At 45.7% G+C, this 16,026-nt stretch carries 21 protein-coding genes and 4 pseudogenes; 10 read left to right on the forward strand and 15 right to left on the reverse strand.

The window, feature by feature from the left end; genetic code table 11:
- Window positions 1-1,047 (forward strand): annotated as a pseudogene (locus JCM14467_RS08855) (hypothetical protein); the annotation flags it as partial.
- Window positions 1,048-1,410: 363 nt separating this feature from the next.
- Here JCM14467_RS08855 and JCM14467_RS08860 read toward each other — a convergent pair.
- Window positions 1,411-1,701 carry a hypothetical protein gene (locus JCM14467_RS08860; RefSeq protein WP_054849861.1) on the reverse strand — a complete coding sequence of 97 codons (291 nt, stop codon included), beginning with the start codon at window positions 1,699-1,701 and terminating at the stop codon, window positions 1,411-1,413.
- 150 nt (window positions 1,702-1,851) lie between these two features.
- Between JCM14467_RS08860 and JCM14467_RS17450 the strand changes: the two genes are divergently transcribed.
- Genes JCM14467_RS17450 through JCM14467_RS17460 form a run of 3 tightly spaced genes read left to right on the forward strand, consistent with a single transcriptional unit; the run spans window position 1,852 to window position 2,983 of the window.
- Window positions 1,852-2,535, forward strand: a complete 684-nt coding sequence (locus tag JCM14467_RS17450) for a hypothetical protein (protein ID WP_252901217.1) — start codon at window positions 1,852-1,854, stop codon at window positions 2,533-2,535.
- A complete protein-coding gene (locus tag JCM14467_RS17455; protein ID WP_252901218.1) occupies window positions 2,520-2,693 on the forward strand; it encodes a hypothetical protein in 174 nt (57 codons plus the stop codon). Before JCM14467_RS17450 ends, JCM14467_RS17455 begins: the two co-directional genes overlap by 16 nt.
- 2 nt (window positions 2,694-2,695) lie before the next feature.
- Window positions 2,696-2,983, forward strand: coding sequence for a hypothetical protein (locus tag JCM14467_RS17460; protein WP_252901219.1), 288 nt, complete (start codon window positions 2,696-2,698; stop codon window positions 2,981-2,983).
- Here JCM14467_RS17460 and JCM14467_RS08870 read toward each other — a convergent pair.
- Window positions 2,973-3,164 carry a CBS domain-containing protein gene (locus JCM14467_RS08870; RefSeq protein ID WP_054849862.1) on the reverse strand — a complete coding sequence of 64 codons (192 nt, stop codon included), beginning with the start codon at window positions 3,162-3,164 and terminating at the stop codon, window positions 2,973-2,975. The genes JCM14467_RS17460 and JCM14467_RS08870 overlap by 11 nt on opposite strands.
- Complete coding sequence (locus tag JCM14467_RS08875; protein WP_054849863.1) at window positions 3,148-3,399, reverse strand: CBS domain-containing protein; 252 nt, start codon at window positions 3,397-3,399, stop codon at window positions 3,148-3,150. The genes JCM14467_RS08870 and JCM14467_RS08875 overlap by 17 nt, the downstream gene beginning before the upstream one ends.
- A 416-nt stretch (window positions 3,400-3,815) precedes the next feature.
- Between JCM14467_RS08875 and JCM14467_RS08880 the strand changes: the two genes are divergently transcribed.
- Window positions 3,816-4,271 carry a hypothetical protein gene (locus tag JCM14467_RS08880; RefSeq protein WP_054849864.1) on the forward strand — a complete coding sequence of 152 codons (456 nt, stop codon included), beginning with the start codon at window positions 3,816-3,818 and terminating at the stop codon, window positions 4,269-4,271.
- A 381-nt stretch (window positions 4,272-4,652) separates the two neighbouring features.
- Here JCM14467_RS08880 and JCM14467_RS17465 read toward each other — a convergent pair whose 3' ends face one another.
- Window positions 4,653-4,838, reverse strand: coding sequence for a hypothetical protein (locus tag JCM14467_RS17465; RefSeq protein ID WP_252901220.1), 186 nt, complete (start codon window positions 4,836-4,838; stop codon window positions 4,653-4,655).
- Between the two features lie 167 nt (window positions 4,839-5,005).
- Between JCM14467_RS17465 and JCM14467_RS08885 the strand changes: the two genes are divergently transcribed.
- The gene (locus tag JCM14467_RS08885; RefSeq protein ID WP_054849948.1) at window positions 5,006-5,332 is read left to right on the forward strand and encodes a hypothetical protein; all 327 of its coding nucleotides are present in this window, start codon (window positions 5,006-5,008) and stop codon (window positions 5,330-5,332) included.
- A gap of 22 nt (window positions 5,333-5,354) precedes the next feature.
- Here the strand turns inward: JCM14467_RS08885 and JCM14467_RS08890 are convergent, their stop codons facing one another.
- From JCM14467_RS08890 to JCM14467_RS17480, 6 genes are all read right to left on the reverse strand, one after another.
- Window positions 5,355-6,245 (reverse strand): prenyltransferase, encoded by an 891-nt coding sequence (locus JCM14467_RS08890; protein ID WP_054849865.1) that lies wholly within the window; start codon window positions 6,243-6,245, stop codon window positions 5,355-5,357.
- A gap of 70 nt (window positions 6,246-6,315) precedes the next feature.
- Window positions 6,316-7,074 carry an FAD-linked oxidase C-terminal domain-containing protein gene (locus JCM14467_RS17470; RefSeq protein ID WP_252901222.1) on the reverse strand — a complete coding sequence of 253 codons (759 nt, stop codon included), beginning with the start codon at window positions 7,072-7,074 and terminating at the stop codon, window positions 6,316-6,318.
- Window positions 7,071-7,694: an FAD-binding oxidoreductase gene (locus tag JCM14467_RS17475; RefSeq protein WP_252901223.1), complete on the reverse strand. Its 624-nt coding sequence runs from the start codon at window positions 7,692-7,694 to the stop codon at window positions 7,071-7,073. Before JCM14467_RS17475 ends, JCM14467_RS17470 begins: the two co-directional genes overlap by 4 nt.
- A 21-nt stretch (window positions 7,695-7,715) precedes the next feature.
- Window positions 7,716-7,988, reverse strand: coding sequence for a 4Fe-4S dicluster domain-containing protein (locus JCM14467_RS08900; RefSeq protein ID WP_054849866.1), 273 nt, complete (start codon window positions 7,986-7,988; stop codon window positions 7,716-7,718).
- A gap of 39 nt (window positions 7,989-8,027) precedes the next feature.
- A complete protein-coding gene (locus JCM14467_RS08905; protein WP_054849867.1) occupies window positions 8,028-8,981 on the reverse strand; it encodes a (Fe-S)-binding protein in 954 nt (317 codons plus the stop codon).
- Window positions 8,982-9,156: 175 nt separating this feature from the next.
- Window positions 9,157-9,294 carry a hypothetical protein gene (locus JCM14467_RS17480; protein ID WP_252901224.1) on the reverse strand — a complete coding sequence of 46 codons (138 nt, stop codon included), beginning with the start codon at window positions 9,292-9,294 and terminating at the stop codon, window positions 9,157-9,159.
- A gap of 194 nt (window positions 9,295-9,488) precedes the next feature.
- Between JCM14467_RS17480 and JCM14467_RS08910 the strand changes: the two are divergent.
- Window positions 9,489-10,183, forward strand: a pseudogene (locus JCM14467_RS08910) (acetoacetate decarboxylase family protein).
- A gap of 343 nt (window positions 10,184-10,526) precedes the next feature.
- Here JCM14467_RS08910 and JCM14467_RS08915 read toward each other — a convergent pair.
- Both JCM14467_RS08915 and JCM14467_RS08920 read right to left on the reverse strand, forming a co-directional pair.
- Complete coding sequence (locus JCM14467_RS08915) at window positions 10,527-10,925, reverse strand: PIN domain-containing protein (RefSeq protein ID WP_252901227.1); 399 nt, start codon at window positions 10,923-10,925, stop codon at window positions 10,527-10,529.
- A complete protein-coding gene (locus tag JCM14467_RS08920; protein ID WP_054849869.1) occupies window positions 10,915-11,145 on the reverse strand; it encodes an AbrB/MazE/SpoVT family DNA-binding domain-containing protein in 231 nt (76 codons plus the stop codon). The genes JCM14467_RS08915 and JCM14467_RS08920 overlap by 11 nt, the downstream gene beginning before the upstream one ends.
- Before the next feature lie 239 nt (window positions 11,146-11,384).
- On the opposite strand from JCM14467_RS08920, the gene JCM14467_RS08925 reads away from it, so the two are divergent.
- Window positions 11,385-11,633, forward strand: a complete 249-nt coding sequence (locus JCM14467_RS08925; RefSeq protein ID WP_054849870.1) for a hypothetical protein — start codon at window positions 11,385-11,387, stop codon at window positions 11,631-11,633.
- Here the strand turns inward: JCM14467_RS08925 and JCM14467_RS08930 are convergent.
- The 3 genes from JCM14467_RS08930 to JCM14467_RS17495 form a co-directional block, all read right to left on the reverse strand.
- Complete coding sequence (locus JCM14467_RS08930) at window positions 11,630-11,863, reverse strand: hypothetical protein (RefSeq protein ID WP_054849871.1); 234 nt, start codon at window positions 11,861-11,863, stop codon at window positions 11,630-11,632. The genes JCM14467_RS08925 and JCM14467_RS08930 overlap by 4 nt on opposite strands.
- 64 nt (window positions 11,864-11,927) lie before the next feature.
- The gene (locus tag JCM14467_RS17490) at window positions 11,928-12,731 is read right to left on the reverse strand and encodes a lyase family protein (protein WP_252901228.1); all 804 of its coding nucleotides are present in this window, start codon (window positions 12,729-12,731) and stop codon (window positions 11,928-11,930) included.
- Window positions 12,713-13,348, reverse strand: coding sequence for a lyase family protein (locus JCM14467_RS17495; RefSeq protein WP_252901229.1), 636 nt, complete (start codon window positions 13,346-13,348; stop codon window positions 12,713-12,715). Before JCM14467_RS17495 ends, JCM14467_RS17490 begins: the two co-directional genes overlap by 19 nt.
- A 109-nt stretch (window positions 13,349-13,457) precedes the next feature.
- On the opposite strand from JCM14467_RS17495, the pseudogene JCM14467_RS08940 reads away from it, so the two are divergent.
- A pseudogene (locus JCM14467_RS08940) lies at window positions 13,458-14,473 on the forward strand (adenylosuccinate synthetase).
- Window positions 14,470-15,887, forward strand: a pseudogene (locus JCM14467_RS08945) (NAD(P)/FAD-dependent oxidoreductase). Before JCM14467_RS08940 ends, JCM14467_RS08945 begins: the two co-directional pseudogenes overlap by 4 nt.
- Window positions 15,888-16,026: the final 139 nt, after the last annotated feature.

The raw sequence follows: 16,026 nt of genomic DNA on the forward strand, positions 1-16,026 counted from the left end.
CTTGATTACGTAATCGCCTACGGAAACAACCACGTACTAGTAATAGGACCGCATTCCCTAAACGACGCACTAAACATAGCAAGCAAGTACTGGACACCAATAATAATGAAAATCTCAACACCAGACCCAACAGGAGAAGACGTATGCCTGGAATTAGCGACAAACTATAGCATACCGTATCAACAACCTACCCAGGTCAATAATGCGTACATAATAGTTTATGGCCCACAGCACTACAGCGATTCCCTTGGCACGTTCACGGTTGACTTTTGCACCTCATGGTCTGAGAATATTAATCCCAACATTAATGGTTACTCTGCCGGTTCGGCTCAGCTCTTTAACTTCATTGATTATACGCCGGAGCCTAATTCCGGCACGCAGATCGAGTATCTTGAGACATTCCAGGATGCCCTGGCTTCATACATGGTTTATGAGTATGAGACTGGCCAGACGTCGCAATTACCTGGTGACGTCCAGTACATAGCGGGTAGCGGTGGGGGTTATGAGCCAGGTTACTGGACGGATCTTGGTGGTTATGGGCCACTAAATAATGTTTGCACCGTATCGCAGTCGTACCAAGTCGGTATAGCTATATCCTATGAAGGCGTAACGCCATCCACTTCTGTTGGCACGACTTACAGTTGTCCTCAGTATACGGATACCGTGACTGGTGCAAGCACAGGGGCACCATTAGATACTGTGATTAATAGGACTTGGGTCTTCGAACCAACAACCTCGCAGGCAGCCAGTGCTGAGGCCACCTTCGGAACCATGAGTTGGGGCGTTACATACATGGGTTCTGCCTATAATCCGCAGCCATCGGCTTATACGATACCGGCTGGTTCCTTGGTAGCTGTTGAGAGTGACTGTCCTGAGTACATCGTCTATGACATTAATTGGGATGTTTGGGTTAACTCGAACGGCGCAATGAACCCATACAGCTTCGGAGCATACATAGTACCACCAGGTACCTCGGGCTGGAGCTGGAGCTCAAGCAATGGATTTTACTATTACGAACATTGTCCATATATTCCAATACTAGGGTAGGTTGATCCCATACTTAATTCAATCCTATGACGTTATTTCAAAATTAAAATCGCCCCTCACTTCCTCAATGATTAATTCCTACATGATCCCACGCTCACATAGCAAGGGAATTACGCATAGCCTTTATTGCGCAATGTATTTCCTCAACATTTCGTAACCATGGGTATGGCATTTTGTTAAGCCTCATCTGGGATCCTTACTCTCCATACGTATTAAGTGGTCTGGATCTGGCCAATGGTTAAGTACCGGTTTAATGGATTACTTTAATTAATGCCGTGATTACTGGGTAAAGCCATGGATGGTGGCAGTGCTTAACCATCTCTGCAAGCATGTCCATTAATCTGAGGTTGGGCTGAACCATACTTAATGAGCATGTGGCCGAGCAGGGCCCAAGCCATTTAGCCCTAGACCTGACCACGGCTTTGCACTCGGGCCTTGAGTAATTAATGACGAAGACGACCTCGGCTTTAAATAGCCGTAGTCGATGGCGAACCTAACATTAGCGGGGAAGGACCTAAGGTCCTTGAGGCCATAAGTAATGCTCGCCAGGTCAATCAATAAGTAATCATAAAGGCCATTAACCAAGTCAGAGAGCACACCGCGGGCAATCTCCCTAACGCACCTCGAGTAGGCTTCCCTAAGCCTAGGGTCCACAGCAATTAATGGTAATGCCGAATTTAAGGGCTCATTGGATTTACGTCAATTACCCTGATACTCCTCAGTACTGCGAACCACCTACTCGCGGTGTGCCTGGTCCTAAGCAGCTTCAGAAACCTTGATAAGGGGCTTTAATGAAGATTCCCTGTGGGATTTAATAATAGGCCCATCGAGGAACTGGACACCCTAGTGATTAGGAGGGCCTATTACGTGCTTGGCGTTAGCATAGCTGGCTTGTCACTAATCATGATTAATTGGCTGGGTTTGTCAACCATAATGTTTGGCATCATGGCCATTAAGAGAGTCGTGCTTAGCACCGTGTATTATGTCGTACCCATGGCCACGGCGATGATAGGCTTCGCAGTAACACAGTTACCAGCCACGTTCCTACTCAGTAGGGTTGGTAATAGGGTATCCATGTTCCTTGGCTTGCTACTCAATGGGTTATCACTAATCTTCTCAACAACCAGTAGCTACCACACGGCACTCCTCCTCAGGTTCCTGGCTGGTATGGGGCTTGGGCTGTACCTAATGCCATCGCTATTGCTAATACTTGGTTGGTGGAGTATTAGGGGCTTGACAAGGTGGGTTCAGGTGGCCTACCTATCATCAATAACGATGTTAATGCTCACCTCATCACTGGCAATGATGGGTATTACACAGGGCACCGTACTATACCTGGGCATTGCATCCCTGGTTCTCGCGATCCTCGTATTATTCACGATGAAGGATGCCGTGATAATAAAGAGCGTCTCAATAATGGCTGTTATGAATAACCCAGACGTGTTAATGGTGTCCATAGCCTTCTCGGCACCTTGGGAGTGTACCTAAGCCTACTCCCGCTGACCATGAACGTGGGTAATTACCTAGGCATTATTGAGCTGACGGCACCACTAGCCCTAACACCACTACTTTATAGGTTTAGGCATTCGTTGAAGGTTGAGAGACGCAAATTACTATTCTACCTAACAATGGCGCTGGGTGCATGATAATGCCCATGGGACTTGCCAAGGCCCAGTTATTCATCCTAGTTATCATGGGCTTCATATTCACGTTAATACTACTCCTAACGCTGTATCTCGTGCATGAACTCGTAAGTCCAATACTAATAGCCCAATCAACAGGCTACCTATTCACAGTATCATCAATAATAGGCTCAATAATAGGCGTAGTGCTTGGCTATGCAGTGCAGTACTTCGGAGCACTTGGCTGGGTGTTTATTGGAATTTTAATGGTGGTCTCATCACTCATCTACAGAATGTTGAAGATCACTCTCTAACCTTTGGGTAACGATCAAGCTTCGCAACCTCCCTAACAGCCTCAAGGTCACCAAGTAGGTCCCTGATCGAGATTACACCAACAACCCTATCCTCATTATCAACCACGATCACATGCCTAACCCTGTAATTAACCATCAACGAAGCCACGGTACCAATTGAGTCATCAACTAGCCCTAACAACCCTAGGACCCATAGTACCAACCTTACCAACAGGCGTATCAAGGGGAACCCTACTTGCGAGGGCCCTAATCACGTCACGCTCAGTGATTATACCACGCAACTTCATACTGTTCAAATCCTCAACCACAACAACAGAGCCGGTGTTCTCCTTAGCCATCAAATCCACAGCCTCTATGAACGGTCTATCCTCAGTAGTAACCAACGGTCTCCTCTTAACAAGATCTATCGCCCTCATATAATCACCAAGAGATTAACTAAATTAGCTAATTAATAAGCATTATTACATAATATTGCATAGACCATGTATTATTAACTATATACGTAAAATTATATCATATTTACTACAACGGATTAATAAATATTTATACAAATAATATAGGTAATTAACATAGAAACTCAAGGCTTATAAGGTGTTAATTAACCACTAACTCCCAGGTGATGAGTAGGGACCTCGCCTGCTTGAGCAGTGACGAGTTTGCCGAGTGCTGACGAATCCTCCTTTCAACTTATTATTTCCATTCCGCTCCTAATTTTCTATTTCTAAAGAATTATCTTTATGAATTGAAATAATGAAATAGAAATAAAGCACAAAATATACAAAAAGTATTATAGAGACAATATTTTTTAAACATCAAATTAAACATTATACCTATGACGAGGAAAGCCCTAACACTAATACTACCTGCGTTACTACTCGTAGTAGCACTAATGGCAGGAACAACAATGGCAATGCAAGTAACAAAGATAAAACCAGACACACCAGGCGTAACAATAATCAAGGAAGTAACAACACTCAAACTAAAAGTAATACCACCAACCCACAGAATAGACCCAACACTACCACCCAACACAGGCGTATTAATAGGACCATATACACTTAGCTCGGGGCAACAAATAGCTGTTTATGTTTCATGGTCTCCATCATCAGCTAATTTACTTATTAGCGTGATAAATGCAAATACATGGTCAGGTTACGGTACAATAGTTAGTGGAGGCTCAGCATTTGTTATATTCACTCCTGGCGCGGGATCCTGGTATGCATTGGTTTATAATGTGAGTCCGTATACTGTGACCGCAACTATCTATGTCTTTATTATAACAGGATAAATAATATCGCATTTTTACCATTTTAAATCTATGAATTTGTAGTATTATTCTTTAGCATATTTAAATTATTTATATACTTTATTGAAACATTGTTTTGGTAAGCATTATATGTAATATTGCCACATATTACCTGGTATACATTATTTCCTACGTTAATTATATGACAGTCAATTAATGTTACTGTATTACTTATATTTGTATAAACATGTAAATAATTTTTATTATAAATATATTCTTTAATATCATTACCTTTATCATAATTAGAGTGATAAAATATCATTAATAATGTCAATAAAGAAAAAAACTGCTAAAATTAATAATATAAGCATAATGCTTATTCTTTTACTGTTTTTCGCTATCAAGTATCTACTTTCTTTATAGTTAATAACTTCTTCTTTCTTCTCGTTTTTTTATTAGTATTTTATTTAAGTTTACTTTGTCTATCGTTCCTATGTAATGCCAGGTGTTTCCGTGCTTAATGTATACGTAGTTTCCTGCCTTTATTACCACCGTTCCTGGCCTTCCGCATCTTGGGCACATGCCCATGCCTATTGCTTTGCTCGGCATTTACTTTGTGTTCAATTCTATTTTTAAATCTCTTTCTGTTCTTTTTTTCTTTCGTGAAACCTTTATTTACCACCGTATATGTTGGTGCCTCCTTAATTCGGTTTCACGTTGGTTTCATGGGGTATTGTTTAAGTGTGGTAGTGTTGAGGAACTGATTGGTGGTAAACATGGCCGCTGGTGTGACTATACGTAGGAGGTTGGAGAGGTTTAATGTAACTACGTTACCCTTCGTGGTTAGGGTATATATAAATAACCAGGTCTTACTGCCCGCAAGCTTGATCCGAGCTTTGGGCATTACGCATCTGAGGTTTGTCGATATTGAGCTTGAGTATAAGGGCTTTGTAATTGAGTTGAGGGGTGTTAGGTTGTTGAGGTCTAAGCACACAGACTCTAGGCAGTTCACAATACTGAGGAGTGTTAGGGAGTTGTATGGCATTGGGCCTGGCGATATCGTTAAGATACTATCCGTAAAGCCATCAAGCGCTAATCAATAAGTCCTCTTCATTTTTATTTAAATCAAAGCTTGATCATTAACCCCACGATAAGTAATGTGGCGTAAGCCAGTGAGTATAGTGAGGTTGCTTCATCGAGGTGCTCGAACGAACTGTCAACGGCCCTCCTGAGCATTCGAGCCATTAATGGCGTCAACACCATGGTGATTACCGTATGGATCGGTAATAAATTGAGTAAGATAAGTATTGCCTGTACCATGTACGTCCCCGGCAGTAATGCCACGTAGAGCCACTTGGCATTTCGACCAAGCATCACGGCCAACGTATACGCACCCTTACCCCTGTCCCTCTCAATGTCCCTAACGTTATTTGCGTATAATGTGGCAACCACGAGTAGGGCCACCGGTATTGAGACCATGGCAACCATGTAATTAATGATTCCTGTCGAGGCCAGTATGGAGCCAAACGCCATTAATGGGCCCCAGGCCAGGAATACCGATAATTCGCCGAGGCCTTTATACTTGAGTTTTAGTGGTGGTCCCGTGTATTCATAGACTAGGAATACGCCTATGGCGCCTATGATGAGGATTAGGGGACTCACGGTGAGGGTTAGGTAAATTCCCATTAGTGATCCTGTGATTAATAGTGCCAGGCCTATGCTCAGCATGGACTTAGTGTTGGTGATCCCCATGAGTATTGCGTGAGGCCTATGCCTCAGTACATCCGGTGTGTCAACGCCATAGAGCGTGTCGTAGTAGTCATTAATTACGTTAACACTTATGTGGAGCAGTAAGGCCCCAATTAGGGCCAGGGCAAATGAGGCAACGTTGATTCTATAGCCGAGGTAATGGGCATAGGCCGCGGCGAGGGTTATCGAGGCTATGGTCATGGGCATTGACCAAGCCCTAACAATCACAGCCCATGAGCGTAAATACCCCAAGACCTTGCCCAGCATTGAATTTCTGGGTTTAAGTATTCCCCTTTTAAGTACTCCGTCACTTGATTAGTCAAAGATTTTACCCGGGTTAAATATCCCATATGTCGAAGATCTTCTTAATACTTCTCATTAACCCAATTACTATATCGCTATTACTACCATTCCTACTACCAATCGCCTCCCTCAGTAATCCCTTCTTCTGGGTTCCAATGCCGTGCTCCGCACTCACAGTCCCATTAAGCCTAATGGCGAGCCTACCAACATCCTCGAAGAACCTCATGACCCTACCCATCTCATCACTATCTGAACGCTTAGCCCAAACCGCTGGGTGTAGGTTACCATCGCCTATGTGACCGCCCAGGTTCATCCTAACATTATACTTCCTGCCCAATTCCTGGATTTCCCTCACAGCCTTGGGTAGTTTGCTCATTGGTACTGCAATGTCCTCGAAGGCAACAAACACGTCTGTTCCATAATCATTAAACGCTGCCTTAAGCGTTGCCGAGTAAAGCATCCTCCTTGGCTCGAGTATCTTCGAGAATTCCTGCCACGTGGACGCCCTATTAATGATTTCACCACCACTCATTGAAATATCACTACTAAGCTTATTGAGGATTTGCTGCTCACTGCCGCTGTAAGTATCAACACCAATCCACAGGTAGTAGCCGGGTTCCAGGTTTAGTATCTGAGCTGTTATGTCGTCGATGAATTCCGTAACCATGGGCCATAACTTATCCCTCCTAACCCTAATCACCGCGTTGACCAAGGAATCCGCATCCCCAAACCTAGCCATCAAGCCCACGAATGATTCGGGCAGTGGTGCAAGCCTCAGTGTTGCCTCGGTCACAATGCCAGGGTGCCCTCGGAACCGATGAAGACCTGGACAAGGTTGTAACCCTCACGGCACTTAACAGTCCTACAACCAACCCTAATAACATCACCAGTACCAATCACAGCCTCAAGACCAAGGACCCAGTGCGACGCTGGGCCGTACTTAGCACCGCGCATCCCACCACCGCCGTTGCTAATCACGCCACCAACCGTAGCCGTCCTCGAAGATGCCGGATCCACAGGCCACTGGAGCCCGTAGCCCATCAACTCCAGGTTCAACTCATCAACCTTAATGCCCGGTTGAACCCTAGCATACCAGTCGATGTCAGAGACCTCAATTATCGAGTTCATCCTCTCCATGGAGACTATTACCGTGTTCTCCAGCTTAGGCGTTGCATTGCCTGATAGGCTTGTTGATGAGCCGACCGGCACTATCTTGAAGCCGTAATCAATGGCCAACTTAACGACCCTAACAACCTCATCAACATTTACCGGCTGGACAACGGCCATGGGCCTAACGCCGACCTCAGAGGACGCATCATGACTATACAGGGCCAGTATGTGCGGTTCGGTGAATAGCCTATCCTTAAACACGGCCTCAAGCTCCCTAACTACATCACCCTGCCTCTGGGACATGGCGCTCATTATGAATCACCACTACTTAAGCATTGCCTGCAGGATAATTGCCTTGAAACTATGTATCGCATCCGCAATCTTAATGCCAGCCGGGCACTGCGTGTCACAGGCGGCGCAGTGTAGGCAGGTCATTATTGAATTAATGACGCCAGCATCGATCTTCACATCCCTACCCTGCCCAAAACCATCCTCAATCAATGTCTTGATCAGGTTAACCCTACCCCTAGGCCCATAAGACCTACTACGAAGGGCATTAAATGTTGGGCAGGCAAACTCGCAGAACCCGCAATACATACATTTTTTTAACCTCCTCGTGGATCTCCTTAACGCTCATCATGATCCGCCCACCTCGATTACCTCGGCAATGTCGAATAGGTTAGCCTCAACAACACTGAGTTTGATGCCCCTTCTCAGGTTTACGTAGCATATTGGGCATTGGGTGACTATGTTCCTGGAGAGCCTAACCAACTCCCTAACCCTATTACTCGCAACCCTACCGGCTATTTCAGGGTACGTCGACTCAATGGGCCCACCACAGCAGTGTGATGTGTCCCTACCAGTTATTACTGGGTCCTCCTTAATGTCAGCCTTACCCCTGAGCAAGCCCCTGATCAGGTCGTACTTGTTTAGGTATCTTGCGTATAGGCATGAGTCGTGTATTGTGAACTCACTAAGCCTAACCTTAACTTTATTAGAATCCAGGTAGTCCAGGTAACTCCTAACCTTAATGTTGAATTCAGGCACGTACCTTGGGTAGAGCTTCTCGAGTGTGTATTGGGTGTGTGGGTCTATGGTTATTATTTCGCTCACGTTATTATCCCTAAGGACCTTGTAAACGCTCCTTGCGTAATCAGCGAACTCATTAACGAAGCCCAACTCATAAAGCAGGGCTCCACTATACGGCTCGTTATCAAGGACCCCAAACCTAACGCCCAACGCCCTAAGCATGCCGTAGATATTCCTAATGATCCTATTCGCCCTATCAACATCCTCATCACTGGGCCTAAGCAACGCCCTACCAAGGAACCTGGCACCAATAGCCGTCAACCTAGCCAAGGCACCACCCTTGGTAACGCCAAACCTCTCAAGCTCAGCCACAGCCCTCTCAATCACCGGAGCCAATTGGTATAGGCATGACGTGTACAATATGGTGCCACTATCACTATCAAATGATAGTCCCTCCCTCCACTTAGTACAGATCGACTTATCCACTGGAAATGGAAGCCAAGAATCCCTAAGACTACCCACAATAACATCTCTCAAAGCCCTAAACCAATCAAGGGACACAACATGAATTCTCCTGCATACATTAATAAGTACTACGGAGTGTGTAAGGTAACTCACCTCATGTTAAGTTGTAGCCATTAATTCATGGTCTCATCCAAAGTCTTCAAAGTATTTTACCTTATCATGATTCATAAATCCCAAAATGATCACGATAGCATCAACATTAAGGCTAACGTTAACCTCCATTGATCACCTCCCTTATAGTCCTCTCAACGTATCTCCAATCTATCGTCTTCCCAATCCTAATCCTAACCTCTGTAATACCTCGTCCCTTAATCTCAAGTACCGTCTGGACATTCTTAGTAGTCATCACTGCTATAAAATTAACATGAATGAATGTGCTTAAGTATTACTTTATAATGACAATGGCGTGCGAAAGTTACTATAGGCATTTTTCATGATTTTAGAATTAGTGGGTGCAAGTATTAATAAGTCTCTATGTGAATTATGGTGTTAATGAGTGGGGATAGGATTAGGGGTAGACTCTCCGTTAGGAATCTTTGGTCAATGCCCGGCAATACACCCCTCTTTGCAGGGCTTCCTCAGTACTTCCCTGATGCCGAGGTTCTTCAGGTATTCTTTGAGACTGATCCTGAGGGTGCTGCTGAGGTCGTTCCTGAGGATCTGGAGGTGCCCGTGCCTACCGAGGCTATAATTACGTTCTTTAAGTTTCCCTTCAGTACGTTGGTCCTTATAATGAGTTTGCCGTGGACATCAAGGTGCTCCTTGATGGTCGGGAGAAGTACTACACGGCATATAACTACGTGAATAGTGACGTTGGGCTCGCCGCTGGTAGGGAGATTTGGGGTGTGCCGAAGAAGTTCGCGGTCCTCGATATAAGGAGGAGCTTCGACCTGGTCTACGGATTCCTCGAGAGGCCTGAGGGCTTGAGGCTTGTCACTGCGGTGATTAGGCCTGAGGAGCCTGCCAAGATTGAGCCGTTACCAATCACTAGGCTTGCCCTTAAGGTCATTCCACCGGCCGGCGACGGTGCTGAACCCCTGATTCAGTTGGTTGATAGGTATAGGCATAGGTTGACGCCGAAGAGTGTTTGGACGGGCCCATGCACCTTGGTATTCAATAATAGGAGCGATATTGATCCACTGTATAGGCTGGGTCCGAGGAGGATTATAAGGTGTGTTTATGGGACCTTTGACTACGTTCTCGACTTTGGCAGGGTGGTTAAGGATTATAGTAAGTAATTACATTTTTACATATGCGGTATTAAAATACCGTGTTTCCCATCTCATCACGCCTAAATTAATGTCGCAGAATTATATTCAGGGTGTTACCCTTAAAATATCAATACAACGTTGCATCTTCTCGCACCAATTTAAATAGCTTAACCTAAGACTACCCGCTATGGCATCCTCAAGGCCCTAAATCAATCAAGGAACACTGCGTAAATCTTCTTAGGCAATTAATTAAAACATTTAAAAAGTCATGAGAGCTAATTATATTCGATTATTCGCATTCATTACTTCCTGATCGCCTTACTTCTTATTATTGAGGGTTCATAAAATATGAATTATATATAACTAATGTTCATTGAGCGTCGGTCTTAAGCCTATTGTATAGGTTTAGTAATTCCTCATCAAACGTAACTAATGGTAACCCTAATCTTATTGCCGTGCTTAATATCATTAAGTCGTTAAAATCATCATAATGCTTAATACTATCTTTATGGTTAATAGTGAAGTAAATATCCTGTAAGGTATTCTCAACAACCTTAATCTTGGGGTCTTGTAAGATCCTACCAATAATGCTAAGGTTAATCTTATGCTTAATAAGGAAGTAGCCTAGTTCCACGATCGCGATCATCGGTATGTAAGCTTCATTTAAGGTTTCCCAAAGCTTAACTGCCTTATCATGGTTTGCATCATCCTCAAAAATTATAGCCACAATGACGTTAGTATCAATTACGGAGCTCATGTTATCCCTCATTAATTGCTTCCCTTATTGTTTCCTCGACGTACCTCCAATCTATAGTCCTCCCCAACCTCATCCTTATTTCCGTAATGCTCTGTCTCTTTGGTTCAAGGATTATTTTATCCCCCTCAAGCCTAACGATAAGTACGTCTCCAATCTTTAATCCAAGTTTCCTCCTAATGGATGCAGGTATTGTTATTTGATAATTCCTGGTTATCTTCGTCTCCTCAATCATAGTATATCTAGTAACTAAATATCATATCTACCATTTAAGTGTTTCTGTATTATCCCCTTTTACCAATCATATCCTCAGAGCTTACTATAGCGTTTCTTAATATTCGGCCACTGAGAAATACTAGAGGTAAAAAAGGCAAACACTATAAGGCTTCCCGTTAAGGGTCTTTGGTCAATGCCTGGCAATACGCTCACTAATTTAAATAACTTATATTAATTAGTTAATTATTATGCTTATCAGTGCCTAGTAAGGCCTTGATTAGGCTCGCGGAGGACTTAAGAGACTCGGGCTTTATTGGCGTGGTTAGGGCTTACTACGTCAGGGGTGGCTTTAGCTCGTTGAGTATTGAATTCATTATTTACAGGAGGCCCAGTGCCGTTAGGAGGTTTTGGGTTAGGTTGAGGAGGGCTGTTGAGACACTTCCATCAATAATAATCGCCGTAGCCATAGGCTTCGTCCTAGCATTAATAATGAGGTGGTTTGCCTAATGCCGTAATGCGTTCCTTAAGAACTTCATTATTGTGCCTAATCCCACGTGATCCATGCACCCACTCTCAATCAACTCATAATCCTCGCTTATCAGGACCAGCCTTAGGCAATCATCACCCCTCCTAATCATTAACCTATACATGCGTCCACCACTCGTGAACGCCATACTCAAATCCTTCACATCAACACCCGCCAACCCCCTCCTTAATTCGTACTTACTACTCTGCACGTAATTGTTATTACCGCATGCCTTAATTACTGATGAGTTATTTTAATTGGTTACGGCACCCGTATTACTGACCCAGAAATCCGAGGGACCTCATTGTGCTGGCCTCGTAATTAATCCTGGACTTCACAACCTCTAACACGTACCTGCAATGACTTATGCAGTTAATCGTCAATTCCTTGGCGTAACCAATGTACTTACCTGGGCTTAATCCACGTAAGACCTCATCATTAACGCCCAACTCACCCAGTGCCTTCTCGTAATCTCCCACACTCATCCTGGACCCTCTGAATAGTGCCAGAGCCTTCTCATAGGCATCAGGCATACCCAAAGCCCTAAGCCTAACCTGGACAGCCTCACTGAGTACCTCCCAATGCTCATTCAAATCCCTACTTATGGCACCCTCATCAACATCAATACTGCTCAATACCTCATTCAATCTCCTCACCCCAAGGATCACGTGACCAATCCCAAGCCCAATATTCCTCTTAATAGTTGAATCACTCAAATCCCTCTGAAGCCTACTCACTTGGATGTGCCTACTGATCTCCATGAGAATTGATGAACCAAGCTTAAGATTGCCCTCGGCATTCTCCAGGTCCACTGGGTTTACCTTGTGCGGCATTGTGGATGAGCCTATTGGCTTACCGTGGATGTGCACGTAACCGAGCATGTTGTATATCCATAGATCCTGGGCAAGGTTAATGAGGGCTTGCGACATTAGTCCAATGGAGGTTAATAATTGGGCCATTGAGTCCGGGGGCAGTATCTGTGTTGTGATTAGTGCGGGTTCAAACCCGAGCCCCCTAACGAATTTACTTAATTCCTGCGGCCAATCAACATCCCCACTAATCATTGGGAAGCTCGCCATCGACCCCGTGGCCCTGATACCTTACCCTGCAACTTAATGTCGGCAATCACACTCAGCCAGTGGGCCAGTCTACAGGCGTGGTAGGCAAGCTCCTTGCCAAGAGTCGTCGGCGTGGCTGGTTGTCCATGGGTCCTACCAAGCATTGGCAGGCCTGCGTACCTCTCCATTAGGGGGATCATCGTGCCTAGTAACGCGGTTAATTCGGGCATTAGGTAGTTATACACGGCGACCCTAACGAGTATTCCAAGGGCCAGGTTATTCACGTCCTCCGAAGTTAAGCCGAGGTGTGCCAAGTGGGCTATCCTGCCTAGGTCAACATTAGCAAGCTTCTCCCTGATTAGGTACTCAATTGCCTTAACATCATGACCCAGCCTACCCTCGATCTCCTTGAATCTCCCATAATCATCATCGCTAAACAATAACGAGAGCAATCTACTCCTCTCCTCCTCAGTTAACGGCTTAATGATGCCGACCCTACCCAGCGTATTAACTAGGAAGTCGAGGTACAGGACCTCAACCCTAAACCTATACCTCACGAATGCTTTTTCGGAAACGGCCGCCGCATAATCCCTCAACTCCCCGTAGTACCTGTCATCAAGCGGTGATATGAAGTCCACAGCACCTAATCACATCATTATTTAAAAACTTAATTTAATAATCATGGTATATAATACATGTACATGTTGAAGTAATATTTAAATAAGTGTTAGTACCATTAATTAAAAAGTGCCATTAACCGTCGTTGTTGGCGGTTGGTTTGGCGATGAGGGTAAGGGCAAGGTAGTGTCTTATCTAGGCCTTGTTGATAAGCCGAGCATCTGCGTTAGGACTGGTTCCATAAACGCTGGACATACGGTCAATTACAATGGTAGGACCTGGAAGCTTAGGATATTACCATCGTGCTTCATCAATGAATCGACTAAGCTAATGATTGCGCCAGGCGCCTTGCTGAAAATTGACGTGTTATTTAGGGAGATTGAGGAGACGGGCAGTAGGGGTAGGGTTTGGGTTGATGAGAGGGCTGGCGTGATTGAGGATAGGCATGTGGAGAGTGAGAGGAGCAATGAGTACTTAATGAAGGTCATTGGCTCGACCGGGCAGGGCGTTGGTGCGGCGATGGTTGATAGGGTCCTCAGAGTCCTTAAGACAGCCAAGGAATTCCCAGAGCTTAGGGGCTTGATAACTGACGTTAGTAGGGAGGTTAATGAGGAGTTGGACAGGGTGGTAACGTGGTTATTGAGGGTACCCAGGGAACATTCCTAAGCCTGTACCACGGCACGTACCCATTCGTGACGTCCAGGGATACGACGGTGGCTGGGATAATTAGCGAGGTTGGTGTTAGCCCGAGGCTCGTCACTGACATCATACTCGTATTTAAGGCCTACGTCACCAGGGTTGGGGCTGGCGAGTTGCCTGGCGAGTTAAGCATGGAGGAGGTCATTGCGAGGGGTTGGGCTGAGAGGGGTACTGTGACTGGTAGGCCAAGGCGCGCGGCGCCGTTTAACATGGACCTTGCCAAGAGGGCCGTCATGCTTAACAGACCGACTCAAATAGCCATTACAAAGTTCGACGCGTTATTCCCAGGAGCCCGTGGTAAGAGGAGGTGGAGTGACCTACCTGTTGAGGCTAGGAGGTGGGTTGAGAACATTGGGGAGGAGTTGAGGGTACCAATCACGTTGATAGGCACTGGGGAGGACTCAATGGACATGATCGACCTGCGTCGTGAGGTGATGAGCCCATGATATATGACGTCGCAATAATCGGCGGGGGTCCTGCCGGCCTATTCGCGGCTTATGAAATTGCGGAGAATGCGAGGGACGTCAGCGTTGTACTCATTGATAAGGGCTACATGCCCAGGCAGAGACACTGTCCACTGGCTAAGATTGGTAAGTGCGTCTGCGTACCCTGCCACATAACCCACGGAATTGGTGGAGCAGGTCTCTTCAGTAGCGGCATTATTAACCTTAGGCCAGACATTGGTGGTGATTTGCAGGAACTCCTCAATAGCTGGGACGCGGCAAACCTCCTCATTGATTACATTGATAGGGTATTCCTAAAGTTCGGTGCACCGCAGGACAGGGTATTCGAGCCGAAGGGACCGACCTTCGAGGAGTACCAGAGGGCCCTGGCGAGGGTTGGTGCGCAGCTTGTGCCGATTAGGCAGAGGCACATTGGCACTGATGGGTCCACGAGGGTCATTGAGAACTTCGCCTCATATCTCACTGAGGCAGGTGTCAAGTTCGTGATAGGGACGGCCGTTGAGCGTGTTGAGAAGAGTAATGGGTATTTCTTGCTAAGGACTAGGAGGGGTGTTATTGAGGCAAGGACGGTTCTAATAGCGCCTGGGCGTGCTGGGGCTGAGTGGTTTAGGGATGAGGCTAGGAGACTGGGCATTGAGTTAATGCCTAACCCACTCGATGTTGGCGTTAGGGTTGAGGTTCCCAAGTACGTGATGGACCCAGTGACGAACCTATACATGGACCCAAAGATCATAATGTACACGAAGAGCCACGACGATAAGGTTAGGACATTCTGCGTGAACCCAGGCGGCTTCGTAGTCATGGAGAGGTACGACGACGGCACCGTGGGCGTCAACGGGGAGACCTATGTGGAGATGAAGAGTGGGAACACGAACTTCGCACTACTAACATCAATAAGGCTGACTGACCCAATGGAGGACACGATAGAGTACGGTAAGTCAATCGCGAGGCTAGCCACGAAGCTTGGCGGCGGTAAGCAATAATACAGAGACTTGGTGATCTTGAGGATGGTAGGAGGTCTACGTGGGATAGGATTAGGAGGAACGTGATTGAGCCAACCCTGAAGTTCGTGACACCCGGCGACATCGGTATGGCGCTACCGCACAGGGTCCTAGACAACCTAATGGAGTTCCTGAACAGGGTGGATAACGTAATACCCGGACTAGCCTCAAAGTACACACTACTCTATGCGCCAGAAATCAAGTACTACAGCATGAGGGCCGTGGTCAACAAGTTCATGGAAACCACCGTGGACGGAATATTCGCCGCAGGCGACGGGGCGGGCCTATCCAGGGGAATAAACGTAGCCGCAGCAACCGGCGTACTAGCTGCATGGGGAATACTCATGAAACTAGGCAAGGAGGTCAGGAACGAATTAATAAACAAGATAAAGTAAGGAATTAAAGAGGGGCAACGCTAAATCATTTAAATGACGAAAACCCCGCCCTGACAAGTGATGAGTTCAGCCTTGGCCGACAACAATAATTCAACCCCAACACCGAAAGTAACTTATTAACCAAACGGTTAAGAAAAAC

The sequence above is a fragment of the Vulcanisaeta sp. JCM 14467 genome (assembly GCF_001316245.1).
GTDB lineage: Archaea > Thermoproteota > Thermoprotei > Thermoproteales > Thermocladiaceae > Vulcanisaeta.